The sequence below is a fragment of the Cryomorphaceae bacterium 1068 genome (assembly GCA_027214385.1).
Classification (GTDB): domain Bacteria; phylum Bacteroidota; class Bacteroidia; order Flavobacteriales_D; family Cryomorphaceae; genus JAKVAV01.
Genome location: JAPVXR010000001.1, coordinates 1 through 18,864, shown reverse-complemented (window position 1 = coordinate 18,864; position 18,864 = coordinate 1). Strand labels below are relative to the sequence as shown.

17 protein-coding genes and 1 other RNA gene are annotated in these 18,864 nt (G+C 43.0%); 15 read left to right on the top strand and 3 right to left on the bottom strand.

From position 1 onward, the window contains the following. Positions 1 to 115: 115 nt before the first annotated feature. From O3Q51_00090 to O3Q51_00060, 7 genes are all read left to right on the top strand, one after another. Entirely contained in the window at positions 116 to 568 is a 453-nt protein-coding gene (locus O3Q51_00090) for a DUF1573 domain-containing protein (GenBank protein MCZ4407186.1), read from the top strand. Positions 569 to 900: 332 nt separating this feature from the next. Then, positions 901 to 2,103 (top strand): pyridoxal phosphate-dependent aminotransferase, encoded by a 1,203-nt coding sequence (locus O3Q51_00085; GenBank protein MCZ4407185.1) that lies wholly within the window; start codon positions 901 to 903, stop codon positions 2,101 to 2,103. A gap of 22 nt (positions 2,104 to 2,125) precedes the next feature. Then, positions 2,126 to 3,328: a pyridoxal phosphate-dependent aminotransferase gene (locus tag O3Q51_00080; GenBank protein ID MCZ4407184.1), complete on the top strand. Its 1,203-nt coding sequence runs from the start codon at positions 2,126 to 2,128 to the stop codon at positions 3,326 to 3,328. Between the two features lies 1 nt (position 3,329). Further along, positions 3,330 to 4,331, top strand: a complete 1,002-nt coding sequence (locus O3Q51_00075) for a bifunctional ADP-heptose synthase (protein MCZ4407183.1) — start codon at positions 3,330 to 3,332, stop codon at positions 4,329 to 4,331. 29 nt (positions 4,332 to 4,360) lie between these two features. Then, positions 4,361 to 5,089: a bifunctional demethylmenaquinone methyltransferase/2-methoxy-6-polyprenyl-1,4-benzoquinol methylase UbiE gene (gene ubiE / locus O3Q51_00070; GenBank protein ID MCZ4407182.1), complete on the top strand. Its 729-nt coding sequence runs from the start codon at positions 4,361 to 4,363 to the stop codon at positions 5,087 to 5,089. 32 nt (positions 5,090 to 5,121) lie between these two features. After that, complete coding sequence (locus tag O3Q51_00065) at positions 5,122 to 5,835, top strand: porin family protein (GenBank protein MCZ4407181.1); 714 nt, start codon at positions 5,122 to 5,124, stop codon at positions 5,833 to 5,835. A gap of 2 nt (positions 5,836 to 5,837) precedes the next feature. Then, the gene (locus tag O3Q51_00060; protein MCZ4407180.1) at positions 5,838 to 7,379 is read left to right on the top strand and encodes an FAD-dependent monooxygenase; all 1,542 of its coding nucleotides are present in this window, start codon (positions 5,838 to 5,840) and stop codon (positions 7,377 to 7,379) included. Here the strand turns inward: O3Q51_00060 and O3Q51_00055 are convergent. Further along, positions 7,369 to 8,100 (bottom strand): RNA methyltransferase, encoded by a 732-nt coding sequence (locus O3Q51_00055; protein ID MCZ4407179.1) that lies wholly within the window; start codon positions 8,098 to 8,100, stop codon positions 7,369 to 7,371. The genes O3Q51_00060 and O3Q51_00055 overlap by 11 nt on opposite strands. Before the next feature lie 72 nt (positions 8,101 to 8,172). Here O3Q51_00055 and O3Q51_00050 point away from each other — a divergent pair, with 72 nt between their 5' ends. The 6 genes from O3Q51_00050 to rpe all read left to right on the top strand — a co-directional run bounded on the left by O3Q51_00050 (position 8,173) and on the right by rpe (position 15,836). Next, positions 8,173 to 10,611, top strand: coding sequence for a BamA/TamA family outer membrane protein (locus O3Q51_00050; GenBank protein MCZ4407178.1), 2,439 nt, complete (start codon positions 8,173 to 8,175; stop codon positions 10,609 to 10,611). Between the two features lie 48 nt (positions 10,612 to 10,659). Next, positions 10,660 to 11,523 carry an acetyl-CoA carboxylase, carboxyltransferase subunit beta gene (gene accD, locus O3Q51_00045; GenBank protein ID MCZ4407177.1) on the top strand — a complete coding sequence of 288 codons (864 nt, stop codon included), beginning with the start codon at positions 10,660 to 10,662 and terminating at the stop codon, positions 11,521 to 11,523. Positions 11,524 to 11,580: 57 nt separating this feature from the next. Next, on the top strand, positions 11,581 to 11,850 hold the full coding sequence (gene rpsO / locus O3Q51_00040) for a 30S ribosomal protein S15 (protein ID MCZ4407176.1): 270 nt from the start codon (positions 11,581 to 11,583) through the stop codon (positions 11,848 to 11,850). A gap of 96 nt (positions 11,851 to 11,946) precedes the next feature. Continuing rightward, positions 11,947 to 14,088 carry a polyribonucleotide nucleotidyltransferase gene (locus O3Q51_00035; protein MCZ4407175.1) on the top strand — a complete coding sequence of 714 codons (2,142 nt, stop codon included), beginning with the start codon at positions 11,947 to 11,949 and terminating at the stop codon, positions 14,086 to 14,088. A gap of 156 nt (positions 14,089 to 14,244) precedes the next feature. Next, positions 14,245 to 15,114: a sigma-70 family RNA polymerase sigma factor gene (locus O3Q51_00030; GenBank protein ID MCZ4407174.1), complete on the top strand. Its 870-nt coding sequence runs from the start codon at positions 14,245 to 14,247 to the stop codon at positions 15,112 to 15,114. A 71-nt stretch (positions 15,115 to 15,185) separates the two neighbouring features. Continuing rightward, positions 15,186 to 15,836, top strand: coding sequence for a ribulose-phosphate 3-epimerase (gene rpe, locus O3Q51_00025; protein MCZ4407173.1), 651 nt, complete (start codon positions 15,186 to 15,188; stop codon positions 15,834 to 15,836). Between the two features lies 1 nt (position 15,837). Here rpe and O3Q51_00020 read toward each other — a convergent pair whose 3' ends face one another. After that, positions 15,838 to 17,052 carry an NAD(P)-dependent oxidoreductase gene (locus tag O3Q51_00020; protein MCZ4407172.1) on the bottom strand — a complete coding sequence of 405 codons (1,215 nt, stop codon included), beginning with the start codon at positions 17,050 to 17,052 and terminating at the stop codon, positions 15,838 to 15,840. 179 nt (positions 17,053 to 17,231) lie between these two features. Here O3Q51_00020 and O3Q51_00015 point away from each other — a divergent pair, with 179 nt between their 5' ends. Together O3Q51_00015 and ssrA are read left to right on the top strand one after the other, a co-directional pair. Then, positions 17,232 to 17,516 carry a hypothetical protein gene (locus tag O3Q51_00015; GenBank protein MCZ4407171.1) on the top strand — a complete coding sequence of 95 codons (285 nt, stop codon included), beginning with the start codon at positions 17,232 to 17,234 and terminating at the stop codon, positions 17,514 to 17,516. A 92-nt stretch (positions 17,517 to 17,608) separates the two neighbouring features. Further along, positions 17,609 to 18,011, top strand: a transfer-messenger RNA (tmRNA) gene (ssrA, locus tag O3Q51_00010). 315 nt (positions 18,012 to 18,326) lie between these two features. On the opposite strand, the gene O3Q51_00005 is transcribed toward ssrA, so the two are convergent. Next, a partial coding sequence (locus O3Q51_00005) for a hypothetical protein (protein MCZ4407170.1) occupies positions 18,327 to 18,864 on the bottom strand: 538 nt, incomplete at its 5' end.

Here is an 18,864-nt window from a genome sequence, read left to right as displayed (position 1 = left end):
TGCTGAGTCAAGCCAATTGACCATCAAAGAAATCTTGTTAATGTTTTGTTAAGCTAATTAACAAATGAGAGTACTTCATCTACTTTTATCAGGCAAACAATAAAAATACAGACAAATGAAAAAATTCTTACTATCACTCGCAGTAGTTGCCTTCACAGTAATGGGAGGATACGCTCAAGACGCGAAAGCGGTAACAGGTGGACCTGAAATTTCTATTGACAAAGAAGTTCATGACTACGGAACGATTAAACAAGGTGCCAATGGGAGTTGCGAATTCGCAATCACCAACACAGGTAGTGAGCCTTTGATTATCTCACGTGCCAAGGGATCATGTGGATGTACTGTACCTGAGTGGCCAAAAGAACCAATCATGCCGGGAGAGTCAGCAGTAATGACTGTACGTTACGACACCAAGCGTGTTGGAGCCATCAACAAATCAGTTACAATTACTTCTAATGCAGTAACTAACCCGACTACAGTAGTACGTATTAAAGGTAAAGTATTGGCTTCTGAGAATACAGAGAGTATGCCTGTGAAAAAGCAGGAAGGTGCTCCAATGGCAAACTAAATTGTCTACCAATAAAGCCCGTTATCGGCGTTGCACTTATTTTGAGAACAGTCTCTGACACTTGTCAACTCCTTGATTTTCAAAATTGCATGCTCCTTGCTAACGAAATTTTCAGACGAGACAATTACTAGAAACGCAAAACCTCCTTGGATAAAAGTCCGAGGAGGTTTTTTTACAATTAAAGGCAGTCAGCTTTAGCCGAAAGCCCTGCTGACGAATGCCAAATACCAGTCAAATACATAGACCATAGATAGCCGCCTTGGATAGATTGTCCAAGGCGGTTTTTTTATGCCCGAATTTTTCGGATTTTTGTGCCCCTAAATCACTAAACAATGCCGAAGTTATCGCAGAAAGCTTTTGAGATGCCCGAATCACCTATTCGGAAGCTAATGCCCTTTGCCGAAAAGGCCAGAGCTGAAGGGAAGAAAGTCATTCACCTCAATATCGGACAGCCCGACATTAAAACGCCTGAGGTGGTTATGGATCGACTTCGAAACATCAAAAGAGATGTAATTGAGTATTCCAGCTCAGAAGGCTTCGCGAGCTACCGCGAAAAACTAGCAACCTATTACCAAAGCCAAGGTATTCCTGTGAAGACAGAAGAAATCTTAATCACAACAGGAGGCTCCGAAGCATTGGTTTTTGCCATGATGACCTGCTTTGACCCAGGAGACGAAGTAATTATTCCTGAACCTTATTACGCAAACTATAGCGGTTTTGCCACAATGGCAAGTGTTCATGTGAAGCCGATCACAGCCAAAATTGAGGACAATTTTGCTCCTCCTCCCGTTTCTGAATTTGAAAAACTCATCAACGAGCACACAAAGGGAATTGTTCTGTGCAATCCGGGTAATCCAACGGGAGCCGTTTACAGTCGGGAAGACATTCAGGCGATTGCCAATTTGGCAAAGAGTCATGACCTTTATCTCATCGCCGATGAGGTGTACCGTGAATTTTGCTATGAAGGATCAACTCCTTTTAGCGTATACAATCTGGAAGGCATGGACGAAAACGTGATCCTCATCGATAGTGTATCAAAACGTTACTCTATGTGTGGAGCTCGAATTGGAGCGATGATCACACGAAATAGCGAAGTAAGAAGGCTCGCTATGAAATTTGCCCAGGCCAGACTTAGCCCTCCCACACTAGGTCAAGTTGCTGCCGAGGCTGCGTTGGAAACCCCGCACTCCTATTTTGAGGATGTGATTGAAGAATACCAAAAGCGAAGAGATATTTTGGTAGAAGGAATGAATGCGATTCCAGGAGTGATTTGCCCTAAGCCTGGAGGTGCATTCTACTGTATAGCTAAGTTACCCATTGAAGATTCTGACGATTTTTGCCGTTGGCTATTAGAGTCCTTCAGCATAGATGGGGAAACCGTTATGCTGGCGCCCGGAACGGGATTCTACATCACCAAAGGATTGGGAAAGCAAGAGGTGCGCATAGCCTATGTACTCAATGAATCGGACTTGAAAAAGGCCATCAATATTATAAAAGAAGCGCTCGTGGTTTACACAGCGAAAACATCAGTTTGACCCCTTAAAAGCATTCAAAACTATGAGTCTGAACCAAAACGTTTCTAACCTTCTACAGCGCCTTAGCGAATCAGCTACGCTGGCGATGGCCCGCAAGAGCCGAGAATTAAAAGAATCAGGTGTATCTGTAATTAGCCTGAGTTTGGGTGAACCCGATTTCGACACTCCCGTTTTCATAAAAGACGCGGCGAAAGAAGGTATTGATCAGAATTACACGCATTATATGCCTGTCCCGGGATACGCCGACTTCCGCGAATCGATCAGCAAGAAATTCAAAAGAGACAATCACCTCAATTATAGCCCTGATCAAATTGTTGTTTCAACGGGGGCTAAACAGTCGTTGATCAATGTAATTTTAGCTACAGTAAATCCAGGTGATGAAGTCTTGCTACCCGCTCCCTATTGGGTTTCGTACATTGAGATGGTAAAAATGGCAGGGGCTACTCCTGTCGTGGTTGAGACTTCGATTGAAGATGATTACAAGATTTCGGCGGAGACTCTAAGGAAGAATCTGAACGATAAAACGCGGATGCTAATTTTTAGCTCACCCTGCAACCCAAGTGGTTCGGTCTATAGCGAAGCTGAATTGAGAGCTTGGGCCGATGTGATCAAAGACTTCCCGAACCTGATCGCGATAAGCGATGAGATTTACGAACACATCAATTACACGGAAAATCACTTTAGCCTGGGTTCAATTGCCGAGATCTACGACCAGACTGTAACTGTAAACGGAGTTTCAAAATCGTTTGCCATGACGGGCTGGAGAATAGGCTACATCGGCGCACCACTATGGATTGCCAAAGCGTGTAACAAGCTTCAAGGTCAGTTCACTTCCGGTGCTTCGGGAATATCTCAGCGTGCCGCAAAAGCTGCCATTGATGCAGATCCTTCTGTGGCAGGCGAAATGAAGGCAACTTTTCTAAAGCGACGTGAGTTATTTGGAAAACTCCTTTCCGAGATCGATGGAGTTGAGATAAATCAACCGAAAGGCGCATTTTACATGTTCCCTCGTGTATCAAACTTCTTTGGCAAAAGCCATAACGGAACAATGATTAACAACAGTGATGATCTAGCCGAATACATTTTGAGTGAAGCTCACGTAGCTACTGTAAGCGGCGGTGCATTCGGTTCTCCTGAATGCTTGCGTCTATCTTATGCTGCATCTCAAGCCGAGCTGGAAGAGGCAGCGAAACGCATGAATGAAGCATTGAACAAACTTAGCTAGTATGACTTCTCAAGGTATCGATCAACTATTCGAGAGTTTCAACGACTTAAGAGTCTTGGTAATAGGCGATGTCATGATCGATGCTTACCTCTGGGGAAAGGTTGATCGAATCTCACCTGAAGCTCCCGTCCCCGTAATTACGGTAACCGAGCGAGAGGATAGATTGGGAGGTGCGGCAAATGTCGCTTTGAACGTTGCCGCGATGGGCGCACACCCTATTGTATGTGCCATTGCGGGAAAAGATGCCAAAGGAGAAATACTTGCTGAACTTCTTGAGAAACGTGGACTTTCTTCAAAAGGTGTTGTCTACTCTTCTGCTCGACCTACTACAGTAAAGTCAAGAGTAATCAGCGGGCATCAACACATTGTGCGCGTGGATGAAGAATCAACGAGAGCATTGGAGGCAGAAGAAGAACGTGCATTCTTAGAGAACCTCGAAGTCATTATTCGCGTGGAGAAACCCGACGTGGTGATTTTTGAGGATTACAACAAAGGTTTACTTACACCGAATGTCATCTCTCGTGCCATAGCACTTAGCTCGAATGCCGGCATTCCAACTGCCGTAGATCCTAAGAAAGCCAATTTCTTCAGCTATAAAGGAGTGACACTTTATAAGCCAAACTTAAAAGAACTTAGAGAAGGCCTTAAAGTAGAATTTGACAAAAAAGACCAAATAGCTCTTCGCCAAGCAGTCGATCAACTAGAAGCTGAAATCAACAATAGAATTTCACTTATCACGCTAAGCGAAGAGGGTGTCTACGTAAAGGATGGCGATAAGGAAAACCGCATTCCTGCGCATATCAGAAACATTTCGGATGTGTCGGGAGCAGGCGACACTGTGATTTCTGTGGCGGCCCTTTGCTTAGCCCAAAACACTGACTCGGCTTTCTTAGCGGCTTTGGCCAATTTGGCCGGTGGCCTTGTTTGTGAGCGTGTAGGTGTAGTACCTATCGATCGCAATCAGTTGCTGAGAGAGGCAAAGCTCCATTTGCAGAAACTTTAATCCTCTCCCTTTGTTATGGAAACGTTATGATGAAGCACGATACGGTTACTCCCTACGAAACGTCCGACTCGAAGAAGCAACAAGTCGCAGAGATGTTCAACAATATCTCGGGTAGCTATGACTTTTTGAATCACTTCTTTTCATTAGGAATTGACAAGCAGTGGAGAAAAAAAGCCATCAAAATCCTGAAGGAAGATCAACCCAAAGAAATTCTGGATGTTGCCACAGGAACGGGTGATTTTGCATTTGAGGCAATGAAATTGAATCCCAATAAGATCGTTGGGATTGATATCTCAGATGGCATGTTGGAAATCGGCAGGAAGAAGATCAACAAAAGGGGAATGTCTGATAAAATGACATTTCTCAATGCCGATTCGGAGAATCTTCCGTTCGAAGACGCCAGTTTCGACGCAGTAACAGTGAGTTTTGGTGTAAGAAACTTCCAGGACTTACTTGCGGGTTTAAAAGAAATCCAACGCGTTCTTCGCCCAGGCGGAAAAGCCATTGTTTTGGAGTTTTCAAAACCTAAGCATTTCCCTTTGAAACAAATTTATTTCGGTTACTTCAAATACATTATGCCCCTTTTCGGAAAGGCGATTTCCAAGGATAAGGCAGCATACTCATACCTACCGAAGTCAGTGCTCGCTTTCCCGGAAGGAAAAGAGTTTGAAGCAGTGCTGGCCGAGGCTGGATTTACAAAGTCGAATCAAAAGACTGTGACAGGCGGAATAGCATCCATCTATACGGCTTGGAAATAATATTTGCCTAATTTCGTTCTGGATTCGTTGATATGAAAAAAGGCCTACTCATACTTATCTTACTTTCAACTGCGACAGCAGTATTAGCCCAGAAAGGCTACAAGCCAAAAAATCTGGGAAGCTTTGATAAGAAGAAGTACCACTTTGGCTTCATGCTAGGCTTCAACACTGCCGATGTTTACATTGATAGAAAGGCTTACACGGGCTTTAAAGATTCTCTTCTCGCGGTCAATAGTCGAAATGCTCCAGGCTTTAATTTAGGGATCATCACTTCGGTAAATTTCACAAAGAATATCAGCCTTCGTTTTTTACCTACGTTGAGCTTTGAAGACCGTGTATTGGAGTATGATTTTTATGCCAATGCCGACAGCAGCACCTTTTACGAAAAACGGATCGAATTCACCTATATTGATTTTCCTGTAAATTTTAAATTCAGAACGGATCGACTGAATAACATTGCGCCGTACGTCTTGGTGGGTGGCCGCTACCGGCTGAATATGCAATCTGAGAAAGATGTGAAAAATGCCATAGCTGAAGAAATCATCGTAAAAGCTCGTCGTGATGACTTTATGATGGAATTTGGCGGTGGTATGGACTTTTTTCTTCCCTATTTTAAATTTGGAATAGAACTCAAAATGGCTGTAGGAATCCCAAATATTTTGGTAGAAGAAGATACGCAATTCTCAGCTCCTCTTCAAGGTCTGCGAAGCCGGACCTTCATGATTTCTTTCACCTTCGAAGGTTAATCATGTCCGACATCTACGATATTTCAGTTTTTCCTCATGAGGTCAATGATCATGACGTTTTAGAACGGGAGCTTGTAAAAAGCGGGAAGAAACCAGGCGATCCGTTCTATGTATTGAAAGAATCCATTGACGCCAGAAAACGTCAAGTCGTTATTCGATTGCGATGTGTCGTGGGAGACCATCCGCCGGAGGTGCAAAAACCGATAGCCAAGAATGTCAAAAATGCTACCGAAGTCTTCGTTATCGGTAGCGGGCCATGCGGCCTATTTGCTGCGATTAGACTCATAGAGCGCGGCTTGAAACCCATCATTATAGAGCGTGGCAAAGACGTGAGAACACGAAGGCGAGATTTGGCAAAACTCAATAAGGAGCAAATCGTAAACCCCGAATCGAATTACTGCTTTGGTGAAGGTGGAGCCGGGACCTACAGCGACGGCAAACTATACACACGGTCAAAGAAACGCGGCAGTGTAAACGAAGTGCTGAACTTCTTGGTAGCTTTTGGTGCATCTCCCGATATTTTGGTCAAAGCTCATCCACATATCGGAACGAACAAGTTACCTCAGCTGATCACGAAGGTTCGCGAATTCATTGAGGATTGCGGCGGAGAAGTTCGGTTTAACACCAAGCTGACCGACTTGAAAACAGCAGATGGCACCTTAAAAAGCATTTGCCTCAACGGCGACGAATGGGTGAATTGTAACCGACTGATTTTAGCAACAGGCCATTCGGCGAGAGATATATTCAAGCTACTCTATCGCAGAAATATTCTAATTGAATCCAAGCCATTCGCCTTAGGAGTGCGAATTGAACATCCGCAGGCCATTATCGATCAAGCTCAATACAAATGTGCAGACAGAGGTCAATTTCTGCCTCCTGCATCCTATTCTCTCACGCATCAAGTGGATGGATTAGGGGTGTATTCATTTTGTATGTGTCCAGGAGGAATTATCGCTCCCTGTGCCACTGCTCCCGAAGAAATCGTCACCAACGGCTGGTCGCCCTCAAAACGGAATAATCCGTACGCAAACTCCGGAATGGTAGTAAGCATTACTCAAGCAGAGTATGACCCAAAGGCCACAAACAACCCTTTACTAGCCCTTGAATACCAACAAAAGGTAGAACGGTCCGCTTGGATAGCAGGAGGTGGCGGGCAAGTGGCTCCCGCTCAGCGTATGATGGATTTCACTAGTAAAAAAGTCTCTAAGGATCTGCCCAAGTGCAGTTATCAACCAGGCTTGAATTCTACTGATCTACGCGAGTTTTTGCCAGCTACAGTTCACCGACGTTTGGCGGAAGCCATGAAAGCTTTCAGCAAAAAGATGAGAGGCTACGGCACCAACGAAGCAGTATTAGTAGCAACTGAATCGAGAACCTCATCTCCCGTTCGAATTCCCAGAAATGAATTCCTGGAGCACCCGCAGATAAAAGGACTTTTTCCCGGAGGTGAAGGTGCAGGTTATGCAGGTGGAATCGTATCGGCGGCCATTGACGGAATGAATATCGCCGAGAACATCGCAGCCAAAGTAAATGCTACTTCCTAAGGTGAGATAATAGGATCCCGGTAGAAACTGCCACATTCAATGACTCACCACCCCCGAATTGAGGAATGCTGATTTTCCCGGTACACTTGGCGGCAATCTCAGATCGCAAACCGTGAGATTCTGATCCCATCACCAAAATTCCTTTTTCAGGAAAATTAAATTTGTAAACGGAATCACCTGACATATCGGCTTCCAGAATAGTCTCCAAATCACTCTTTTCAAGATACTCTTCAAGTTGAGCGTAGGATACGTTTACTCGGAATATACTTCCCATGCTGGCCTGCACCACTTTGGGATTAAAAACATCGACACTATCCATAGCGCAGACGATCTGATCAACACCCATCCAGTCACAAATACGAATGATAGTCCCCAGGTTTCCAGGATCAGAAATTTGATCGAGCGCCACTATCCAACCTTCAGCCACCTCCTTCCGAGGCCAGTCTTGGTGACAAACTGCCAAAACTCGATTAGGCGTTTTAAGAGCTGACATTCTTCCCAAATCTTTTGACGAAACTCTCCAACTGTTGGCAGGTATTTCAAATGGAAGCTCTTCCTCATCGCAGGCATAAACAATCATTTCTAACTTTGCCAACGAGTGAATGGCTTCATTCACCAGCTTGACTCCTTCCGCTAAAAAAAGCCCATGTTCATCGCGGTATTTTTTTTGTTGAAGCGATTTCACCAACTTCATGCGGTTATTCGATAAATGGTCGGTCATATTTCCAGCTTCCTTTCTGTTCTGTTCCTTAAGCATCTGCGAAGGCCGATCAATATTCTCATGCTTTTTGGTATGGCACTCCTTTTTGGATGCAATCCCACAAAGCGCCTGGCAAACGACGAATACCTCTTAAAAAAGAACGAATTTAAATTTGAAGAGGAGCCAAAGATAGATAAGGATGATTTAAAGGAAGTAGTCAGGCAGGATCCCAACAGAAAAATCTTGGGAGCGCGGTTTTATTTATGGGCCTACAATGTTCCCAATCCCGATAAATTTGAAAAAAGGAATAAGAAAAGGCTGAAAAAACTTCAAAAAAAGAATCAGAAGCGAATAGAAAAAGGAAAAGACCCAAAAGAGCTCAAGCCTTTTGGCTCCTGGTGGCGAGAAACCGTCGGAGAACCACCTATAGTATTTGACTCAACCTTAGTAGACAAAAGTACTGCCCAAATCCAGACCTTTTTGGTTAAGCATGGATATTTCAATGCAGAAGTTTCCTCTCAAATAAAGACAAAAGAGAAGAAACAGATGAAAACGGCAGTATACCTCATTGAGCCCAAAAAGCCTTATTTAATTGACAGTCTTTCCTTTAATATCCCTGATGATTATCTGATGCAATTGACAATCGAGTCAAGGTCAAAAGGAAAAAAAGTAAAAGTAGGAGACCGATTTGATATTGAGCAGCTGGATGAAGAGAGAAAAAAAATCACTGCCTTTTTTAGAAACAGAGGTTATTATGACTTCCACAAAGACCTTATCTATTTTGATGTGGACTCGGCTCAAAGTAGTTATTCAGTTCACTTGCAGTTGGGTATCGTACCAAGAAAAGTTCCGTATGAAGATAATCCTGATTCACTGATAGTGGAACCCTACAAGCGGTACAAGCTGAATGAAATCAATGTAATAGACCGTCCCTTCTTAAGGGGCAAAGAAGTTTTTACATCAGACACCATCATTTTAAGGAACTACCGCATAATAGATCAAAATCAGCTGAAGGTCAAACCTAAAATCATAGGCCAAAATATCATGTTCGATCAGAACGAATATTACGAACTGGACAAGGTAACGAGGACTTACCGCCGCTTGAGTACACTACCTATAGTAAGAGCCGCATCCATTGAATTTCAGCCGGTAAGCGATGATATCGAAAACCGTTTATTGAATGTCAATATAGGTCTGTCTCCTGCGGCAAAACAGAATTTCTCCTTGGAATGGAACGGGACGAACCAAGGTGGTTTTTTAGGAATTTCAGGAGCTGTTGGCTACCGAAATCGAAATATTTTTGGGGGAGCGGAGGTGCTGAGTATGGAAATAAGCGGAGGCGTTGAAGCCCAGCAACTACTAACAGAATCAGGAACCGACAATGAAGTTGGACAAGGTCTTGCCTTCAACACCCTTGAATTCGGTCCTCAAATCTCACTCACCTTCCCTAGGTTCCTGGTTCCCTTCAGCACCGATAGATTCGCAAAGTCAGCTAATCCAAGAACGACACTGATCACAAACCTCTCTTACCAAAGAAGACCTGACTACATACGAACAAGATCGTTCGGATCGATTTTATATCGCTGGAATGAAACGGTAACGAAAGAATGGCAGATCAGTCCGTTGGAATTGAGCTTGATTAAGATTGATCGTTCTGCCGAATTTGACGAACGACTTGAGGAAATTAATGATCCCTTTTTGACAAATAGTTTCCAAGACCACTTTATTCAAAGCACAAGGGTAGCGTTTGTTCTGAATACGCAAAGACGAGACAACCCCAAAAGGAATCTTTATTTCTACCGTGGAGAAATTGAATCAGCCGGAACAATGCTCAGAGGGCTTTACAACCTTTCAAATGCACCAAAGAATGAAAATGGAAGTTATGAAGCCTTGGGGATTCCATTCGCTCAATACGTCAAAACAGTACACGACTTCAGGTATTATAATGTCCCGAATGAAAAGATGAGTACTGCCTATCGCGTCTCGGCTGGAGTAGGAATTCCACTAGAAAACTTAGATGTCCTACCCTTTGAAAAGAGCTTTTTTGCTGGTGGGGCTAATGGGATTCGCGCTTGGCAAGCAAGGACATTAGGGCCGGGTAGTTACCGTGATCCTGTCCAAAACTTTGATAAAATCGGAGATATTTTGATCGAAGCCAATATCGAATACCGCTTTGACATTACTGATATTTTGGAAGGGGCATTATTCGTTGATGCAGGTAACATTTGGATCATGGGAAATGAAACTGAACGTCCTGGAGCGCTATTCGAGTTTGATCGATTCGTCAGTGAGATAGCAGTGGGTGCAGGTGCGGGGACCAGGTTCAATTTTGACTTTTTCCTGATCAGACTTGACTTGGGCCTTCAGATTAAAGATCCTTCGCTCGATCCCGGTGAACGATGGCTTATTCAGCCAAAAGACAAATACAACGCGTACATTGACGACCTTAATGCAGGAGACAACGATTTACCTCAACTCTCCTACTACCGCTGGCAATGGAATCTGAATATTGGTATCGGCTATCCATTTTAATATTTGGCGAACGAGTTTTTTATAGTTTTGTCCTAAGATTGGAACAACATGGGTTGGTTTAAAAGAATCAAAGAAGGTATTACGACATCAACCAAAGACAAGAAGGAAACCCCCGAAGGTCTGTGGTACAAATGTCCCAATTGTAGCACTGTGGTGAGCATGGATGAGCACATTGAAAACACTTACGTGTGTAGCAATTGTGATCACCACGATCGCATCGGTAGTAACGAGTATTTTGCTCTGCTCTTTGATCATGGAAAGTTCACAGAATTCAATCGAAGCATGTCTTCAGCAGATCCTCTGAAATTTCAAGACACCAAGAAGTATCCTGATCGAATAAAGGCCGGGCAGAAGAAAACGGGATTGAAAGATGCTATCAGAACGGCTTATGGAAAGTCTGAAGGAAGAGATTTGGTGATTGCTTGTATGGATTTTGCCTTCATCGGAGGTTCAATGGGTTCAGTCGTGGGGGAGAAAATATCTCGTGCCATTGACAAAGCCATTGATAAAAAATGTCCGTTTCTCTTGATTTCAAAATCAGGTGGTGCCCGAATGATGGAAGCAGGATTTTCACTGATGCAAATGGCTAAAACCTCTGCAAAGCTCACCCTACTTAGTGAAGCAGAACAACCGTATATTTCCTTACTTACGGATCCAACCACAGGAGGAGTCACAGCTAGTTTTGCCATGCTGGGTGACTTGAACATTGCTGAACCAAATGCTCTCATTGGCTTTGCGGGACCAAGAGTTGTAAAAGAAACCATCGGAAAGGACCTCCCCGAAGGTTTTCAACGAAGTGAATTCCTTTTAGAGCATGGCTTCCTGGACTATATCATCCATCGACACAACTTGAAAGAAAGGTTATCGCTCACCTTATCAATGTTTGAGAAACAGAAGGAAAGCCAAAAATAAAGTCTATATTTGCACCCGCAATTTATTCGCATAACTAACATTTAAAGAAATTTAGGAATGTATTTAGCACCTGAAAAGAAGGCAGAAATCTTCAAAAAACACGGTAAGTCTGAATCTGATACAGGTTCAACAGAAGGGCAGATCGCTCTATTCACTTACCGAATTAATCACCTAACAGAGCACTTGAAGAAAAACCGAAAGGATTTCAATACAGAAAGAGCTCTTGTAGCGCTAGTAGGAAAAAGAAGAAGCCTACTTGACTATCTAATCAAGAAAGACATTACTCGCTACCGTGCGATTATTAAGGAACTTGGAATCCGAAAATAATTGTTCTTAACGAAGCGATTATAAAACACTTAAAGAGGCAATATGTCAAAGGGACTATTGCCTCTTTTTGCTTAAATATATACACACAAACAAAAGATGAATTACGACTTAAAAAGTAAAACGATTGACCTTGGTGATGGAAAGGCCATTACTCTGGAAACAGGTAAACTAGCAAAACAAGCCGATGGCTCTGTGATGCTACGAGTAGGAGATACTATGCTCCTTGCCACTGTTGTTTCCAACAAAGAAGCAAAGCAAGGAATTGACTTCCTTCCCCTTACAATTGATTACCGCGAGAAGTACGCCTCGACGGGAAGATTCCCTGGTGGATTCTTCAAAAGAGAGGCTCGTCCGAGCAACAATGAAATTTTAACCATGCGTCTTGTAGACCGTGCGTTGCGCCCGTTGTTTAATGACGACTACCACTCAGAAACTCAGATTATGTTGGCTTTGATGTCATCTGATCAAAAACATATGCCTGATGCACTGGCTTGTTTAGCGGCATCAGCTGCACTAGCAGTTTCTGATATTCCATTCAACGGCCCCGTTTCTGAGGTGCGCGTAGGAAGAAAAGATGGAAAATTCATTATCAACCCTACTTTCGAAGAGCTTGAAGGAAGTGATATGGATATGATCATTGCAGGTACTGAATCAAGTATCGTAATGGTAGAGGGTGAGATGGACGAAGTGTCTGAAGACGAAATGGTGAGCGCTATCGAAGCTGCTCATGCCGCTATCAAAGTTCACTGTCAAGCCCTTAAGGAATTTGGCGCGATGGTAGCCAAGTCTGAGCCAAAACGTGAGTACAGCCATGAAACAAATGACGAAGAATTGGCTAAGCAGGTAATGGATGCTTGCTACCAAGGATGCTACGATATAGCTAAAAAGCAACTCGGTAAAGAAGACCGAAGCGCTGCCTTCTCTGAAGTAAAAGAAGAATTCACTTCAAAGTTCTCTGAAGAAGAACTTGAGGAAAAAAGTGAATTGATTAAGAAATACTTCAAAAAAGCCCAAAAGAAAGCCATCCGAGACTTAGTCCTCAACGAAGGAATTCGATTGGATGGAAGGGCTACTACTGACATTCGTCCTATTTGGTCGGAAGTTGACTGCCTACCTGGAACACACGGTTCTTCTCTTTTTACCAGAGGTGAGACTCAGTCTTTGACTACGCTTACACTTGGTTCGAAAATGGATGAGCAAATGATTGACGGAGCCTTGATTAAAGGGACTGAAAATTTCTTGCTTCACTACAATTTCCCACCATTCTCTACGGGAGAGGCTTACCCAATTCGCGGTACTTCAAGAAGGGAGATCGGACACGGAAACTTGGCCTTGCGCGCACTTAAAGGTATGCTTCCAAAGCCACCTGAAAATCCATACACTATCCGTTTGGTAAGTGATATCCTCGAATCAAATGGTTCATCTTCTATGGCAACTGTTTGTGCAGGAACCATGGCATTGATGGATGGTGGAGTTCAAATCAAAGCACCCGTATCGGGTATCGCCATGGGATTGATCACGGATCCTGACAGCGACAAGTACGCAGTGCTTTCTGATATTCTCGGAGACGAAGATCACTTGGGAGACATGGACTTTAAGGTAACAGGTACTTCTAAAGGATTGACCGCATGTCAAATGGACATAAAGGTGGAAGGGTTAAGTTTCGAAATATTGAAAAATGCTCTTTACCAAGCTCGCGACGGACGTGCACATATTCTTGGTGAAATGCTTAAAACCATTGATACTCCAAATGCTGATTATAAACCACATGCTCCTCGCATCATATCGTTTATCATTCCTAAGGATATGATAGGTGCTGTAATCGGACCCGGTGGTAAAATCATTCAGGATATCCAGAAGCAAACCAACACTGAAATCGTTCTTGAAGAGATTCCTGAAGGAGGAAAGGTTGACATCGTTTCCAGCAATAAAGAAGATATCGATGCAGCTGAAAAGCGCGTGAGAGATATCGCATTCCCTCCGACCGTAGAAGTAGGAGAAGAATATGAAGGAAAGGTGAAAACCATCATGCCTTATGGGGCATTTGTTGAGGTGGTTCCCGGAGTGGATGGATTACTTCACATATCTGAACTGGAATGGGGAAGGGTAGAGAGAGTGGAAGACGTCTTGAAAGAGGGTGAAATGGTCAAATTTAAAGTGACCGGAAAGGATCCTAAGACAGGTAAACTCAAACTTTCTCGAAAAGTATTACTCGAAAAACCGGAAAGAAACGATTAAAAGAGAAGTTTTTAAGATTTCTCCGAAAGTGCTCTGAAATAGAGCGACTTACGACTACAAGTTCTGACACCCGCTTGATTTTTTGTAACTAAAAATCGGCGGGTGTCGTTATATCAGACGATATTTTTTTTGATAAAACACTTGTAGAACACTTTCATGAGACAGCTTAAAATCACGAAACAAGTCACCAATCGCGAAACCGCTTCTCTCGATAAATACCTTCAAGAAATTGGCCGTGTAGAACTGATCTCTGCTGAAGAGGAAGTAGAACTAGCACGACGAATAAAGAAGGGCGATCACGAAGCACTCGAACGGCTAACAAAGGCCAATTTGCGATTTGTTGTATCCGTTTCGAAGCAATATCAAAACCAAGGCTTAACCCTTCCTGATTTGATCAATGAAGGCAACCTCGGTTTGATCAAAGCTGCTCAGCGCTTCGACGAAACTCGCGGATTCAAATTCATTTCATACGCAGTATGGTGGATTCGTCAATCAATCTTGCAAGCATTGGCCGAGCAGGCCAGAATTGTTCGATTGCCATTGAACAAAATAGGTTCTGTCAACAAGATCAATAAGGCTTTTGCCAAGTTGGAACAAGAATTTGAAAGGCCCCCAACGAGTGAGGAAATTGCGGAATGTCTGGAAATGACTCTGGAAGAAGTTCAGCAGTCTTTGAAAAATGCCAATAAGGCGGTCAGTATGGATGCGCCTTTGGGATTTGATGATGATGCGTCGGGAAATATGTACGAAGTATATAACGACGCTGACAATCCAAAACCAGACGATCATTTGATCTCGCAATCATTGGGAATGGAAATCGAAAGATCTCTTCACACCCTTACAGCAAGAGAAGCGGATGTAATTCGACTCTACTTCGGGTTGACAGGAGAGAATCCACTAACTCTGGAAGAAATAGGCCATCGGTTTGATCTCACTCGGGAAAGGGTAAGACAGATCAAAGAAAAAGGTTTGAGAAGACTCAAACACAATTCGCGTAGTCAAATGCTACGTTCATACTTAGGATAGCAATCAATCAAACAACAAATATTAGGGGGTGTCATCACCCCCTTTTTTATTTCCTTTGCAAAAAAAACAGCATGGGACATTTGATAGCTCCTTCAGTTCTTTCGGCAAATTTCGCCAACCTCATAACAGATATTGAAATGCTCAATGAGAGCGAGGCTGACTGGTTTCACATTGATGTGATGGACGGAGTCTTCGTTCCAAATATTTCCTTCGGTTTCCCTGTAATGGAGGCGATCAATAAGCACACGCTCAAACCAATGGACGTGCATTTGATGATCGTCAATCCCGACAAGTACATCAGCCAATTCAAGAAAGCCGGAGCCAATATCTTAACTGTTCACTTGGAAGCTTGTACACACCTGCACAGAACCATTCAAGCCATCAAAGCAGAGGAAATGAGCGCAGGAGTATCACTCAATCCACACACTGCGGTCAACGATCTCGAAGATATCATTACCGACATTGATTTGGTTTTGATCATGTCTGTAAATCCCGGATATGGTGGGCAGAAATTTATAGAGAATACCTACCGCAAAATTGAACGCACCCGAAACTTGATTGAAAAATCAGGATCGAAAGCTAAAATCGAAGTTGATGGAGGCGTGAATCTTGACAACGCGCCAAAGCTGATCGAAGCAGGTGCAGATGTATTGGTAGCCGGGAGTTTCGTTTTCGGATCAGATAACCCAACACAGACCATCTCCGATCTAAAAAACGTTTAATTCACTCTTTCCCTTCGACATAATCTTGTAGATACTCGAACTCAGTGGTCAGACTTCCTTCCAAATTGGTTTGAGTTGCTCTTCTGATCACAGAGGAATTCTTGTTTTCCAATAATTCAGGAAAGATATTGTTGATCAGCTCTTGTCCAAAATCTTCGGAAGCATCTTTCGGAAGCTCACAGGGCAAATTATCGACTGCCATTACCCCTATGGCTGCCTCATCCATAAAATCAGTTACTTCTTCTTCTGAAGGATCATAGCCATAAAGCGGATCTGCTATGGTTGAAGGTTCTAAAGTACTTGCTACTGGTCCGTCAATATCGCAACTGATATCGGCTACTACCTTTAGATTGAAAGAGTCTTCTTTAGCATCTTCGCGTGTAAAAATAAATGGGGCATTAGAGTCCCAGTAATGACAAGATATATACATATCTGCTACTTCTGAATATTTGGCGAAGTCTGAATCAAATCTTTCGGGAAATGAGTAAAAGTCAGATTTTTTGAATTCTGAGCCGTCTTTGGTTTTATTGTAATCCTGCACACCCAGTTGAGTGTATACCGGCTCAGAAAAGGTTTGCTCGAGAAAGGCTTTTGGCGACACCTTTCGAATCCCGGCAGAATCTAAAATCTCCATTGCTCCGCCCGCCACTCGACCTTTTCCTGTAATCACTGTTTTGAACCCATTCGGAAGATCAATCTTTTTCAATTCGCGCTCTACCTCTTTTCTGTCTTCACATTCATATGCTGGCTTGAGGTCATATCGTTGAAATTTTTTACCCGCAGCAAGGAGAGCATTGTACGCTCCAACAATTCCCGCATATCTTCCGAAACCGATCAGTCGTCTTCCTTTCTCATCAGTCAATACCTCGTAGTCAATTAACCGGATTTTTTTATCCAATATCGTTCTCAATAAATCTCGATTGTATGGCTGTTTCTTGTACGTATGGGAGAAAAAGAAATACGTCCTATTGGGAATCAACATATCGAATGGCACCTCTTTTACACCAAGGAGAATTGAGCACTCACTCAAATCTTCCACTACTTCAATTCCCTCGCTTCTGTATTCATCATCTTTAAAAGCGCGAATAGGACTTGTTTCTACCAAAATCTCAATATCAGAATGCTTCTCCATTAAAAGCTTACACTGAGCAGGAGTTAACGGAACCCTCTTGTCCGGTGGAGTTTTTCCTTCTCTGATAATGCCGATTTTAGTCATAATGGTCGATTTTTTGAGAGGTGCAAATTTAGGCTTTTCCCATCGGGCAAAAAAGCCTCTGAAATAGTCGATAAAACTTAACCGTTCCCCTCTACAACTTATAGATGAATTTATACCTTTCATAAAATAGAGTAACTTTTGATCCGGTAATTCGTCCAACTTTTGAATTCCACCATCAGATGCTTTTGAGAACCTTCACTATTCTGTGCTTCGCTCTGCTCTGCTCTTTGCTAAGCAAGGGGCAAAACCTTGCTGAAAAGGATACCATACCCGTTAAGCAAGAGGTAACAGAATCGACGGAAGAGGTTGATGGACTGCTCGCATTTGCGGGATATTTGGGAAAAAAGCTTTACGACGGACTGAGCGATCAATTCGATGAAGAACAGCCTGAAGAGAAAGCAGAGGTGAAACGTGTTCGAATTAAGCTTGGACCAATCAAGATAGAACGTATCGAGAAAAGGTAGGATAATGACGAAATGTCATATACCTTTGCTGATCGCAATAAAATCAACCTTTGGGATGGTTTTTGCTTAAACAAAGTAATTCTTTGAAATATGGGGCCGACCGGTTTTGACAACATGAGTTGGTTGTTTGGTAAGCGTGTCGAGCGTTGGAAGTTTGCTCGTACAAATCAATTTCCAAGCCTATAAATGGCGAAAACAATTACGCTCTCGCAGCTTAATAGTCTAAGACTATAAAGTTTAATTCTGAAGTGAAGTACAGTAGCTCAGAACGAGTACCCTTCAGCTTATCCGTCTTATATAGGCTGAAATCTGGGTATCAATCTTTAAGACTAGGGGGTGCAGTGACCTGATGCACTCCCGAAGCTGAATTAGGTCTAAGCGCTGAGTAGGCTGTTCGATGCCGGCTCTTCGTCGAAAAATAATATTGGACTACACACGTAGAAGGCTAGATAGTCCCATGCTTGGACGAGGGTTCGAATCCCTCCGGCTCCACTTGATGATCAAACCCTCTGAACGCAAATGCGTTCAGAGGGTTTTTTATTTAACTGAATGGCCGAAAGCGGCAAGGCGGTTGAATAAAAAATCGCCGAAGCGATAGAAGCGGCATGAGTTTGATTCCCTGCATGGGTTAGGTGGGAAAAGCCAAACCAATCCCATTCGAAAAATGAACTTTACAGATCTAACCTTAAACAGTCGATGTGAAAACTGCGATTAGGTTTTTATCCCGCAATCCATTAAAGAAAAATTGCTCGTAAAAAAAGGACAGCGGCTCCCGTCATCATCCTCTTTAATTTCACAATAAACTATTTCTTAATACGAAGCCACAAAATTTGCAAACTCCTTGTCTTCTCCAAGTAATGGCTCCATCGCATCTATGAAAGGCGTAGCATCACTTTTTCTGCCTTCTTCTTTCATAAGCTTGGCAAACTCCATTACGGCATATCGATAAGCAGGCTTTCCTTCTGAGGAAACCGAAGAAGGAGTGAAAGCCTTAAGCGCTTCTTTTGCTTCTTCAATGGTAGTTTCTGCCTGGTATACATTCTTACTCCTCCACTCTGCCGTTGCCTTTAGCAATATGGCACTCACATCATTAGGATCAAGTCGCTGAACGTTCTTAGCAAAGGTCGTGCTCTTTCGGTAATTCTCCGTTTCGTAATAAAATTTAGCCTCTTGCATCACCTCTGCCTTCAGCTCACTTAAGTATCGGTCAAAATCAGGCATGTATTCATTTTCTTTATCATATCTCCTTGCCTTACCACCATATTTAATAGCATCTCTAAAGGCTCGTGGATAATCTTCTGCCATCTCATCATTCTTAGAGATTTCAAAATAAGCCATAGAAGCGTAC

Coding starts and splice junctions, on each gene's coding strand:
- rpsO (MCZ4407176.1), top strand. CDS start 11,581: ATGTATTTAGCACCTGAAAAGAAGGCAGAAATCTTCAAAAAACACGGT.
- O3Q51_00030 (MCZ4407174.1), top strand. CDS start 14,245: ATGAGACAGCTTAAAATCACGAAACAAGTCACCAATCGCGAAACCGCT.
- O3Q51_00060 (MCZ4407180.1), top strand. CDS start 5,838: ATGTCCGACATCTACGATATTTCAGTTTTTCCTCATGAGGTCAATGAT.
- O3Q51_00065 (MCZ4407181.1), top strand. CDS start 5,122: ATGAAAAAAGGCCTACTCATACTTATCTTACTTTCAACTGCGACAGCA.
- rpe (MCZ4407173.1), top strand. CDS start 15,186: ATGGGACATTTGATAGCTCCTTCAGTTCTTTCGGCAAATTTCGCCAAC.
- O3Q51_00020 (MCZ4407172.1), bottom strand. CDS start 17,052: ATGACTAAAATCGGCATTATCAGAGAAGGAAAAACTCCACCGGACAAG.
- accD (MCZ4407177.1), top strand. CDS start 10,660: ATGGGTTGGTTTAAAAGAATCAAAGAAGGTATTACGACATCAACCAAA.
- O3Q51_00015 (MCZ4407171.1), top strand. CDS start 17,232: ATGCTTTTGAGAACCTTCACTATTCTGTGCTTCGCTCTGCTCTGCTCT.
- O3Q51_00080 (MCZ4407184.1), top strand. CDS start 2,126: ATGAGTCTGAACCAAAACGTTTCTAACCTTCTACAGCGCCTTAGCGAA.
- O3Q51_00050 (MCZ4407178.1), top strand. CDS start 8,173: ATGGCACTCCTTTTTGGATGCAATCCCACAAAGCGCCTGGCAAACGAC.
- O3Q51_00085 (MCZ4407185.1), top strand. CDS start 901: ATGCCGAAGTTATCGCAGAAAGCTTTTGAGATGCCCGAATCACCTATT.
- O3Q51_00090 (MCZ4407186.1), top strand. CDS start 116: ATGAAAAAATTCTTACTATCACTCGCAGTAGTTGCCTTCACAGTAATG.
- O3Q51_00035 (MCZ4407175.1), top strand. CDS start 11,947: ATGAATTACGACTTAAAAAGTAAAACGATTGACCTTGGTGATGGAAAG.
- O3Q51_00055 (MCZ4407179.1), bottom strand. CDS start 8,100: ATGACCGACCATTTATCGAATAACCGCATGAAGTTGGTGAAATCGCTT.
- ubiE (MCZ4407182.1), top strand. CDS start 4,361: ATGAAGCACGATACGGTTACTCCCTACGAAACGTCCGACTCGAAGAAG.
- O3Q51_00075 (MCZ4407183.1), top strand. CDS start 3,330: ATGACTTCTCAAGGTATCGATCAACTATTCGAGAGTTTCAACGACTTA.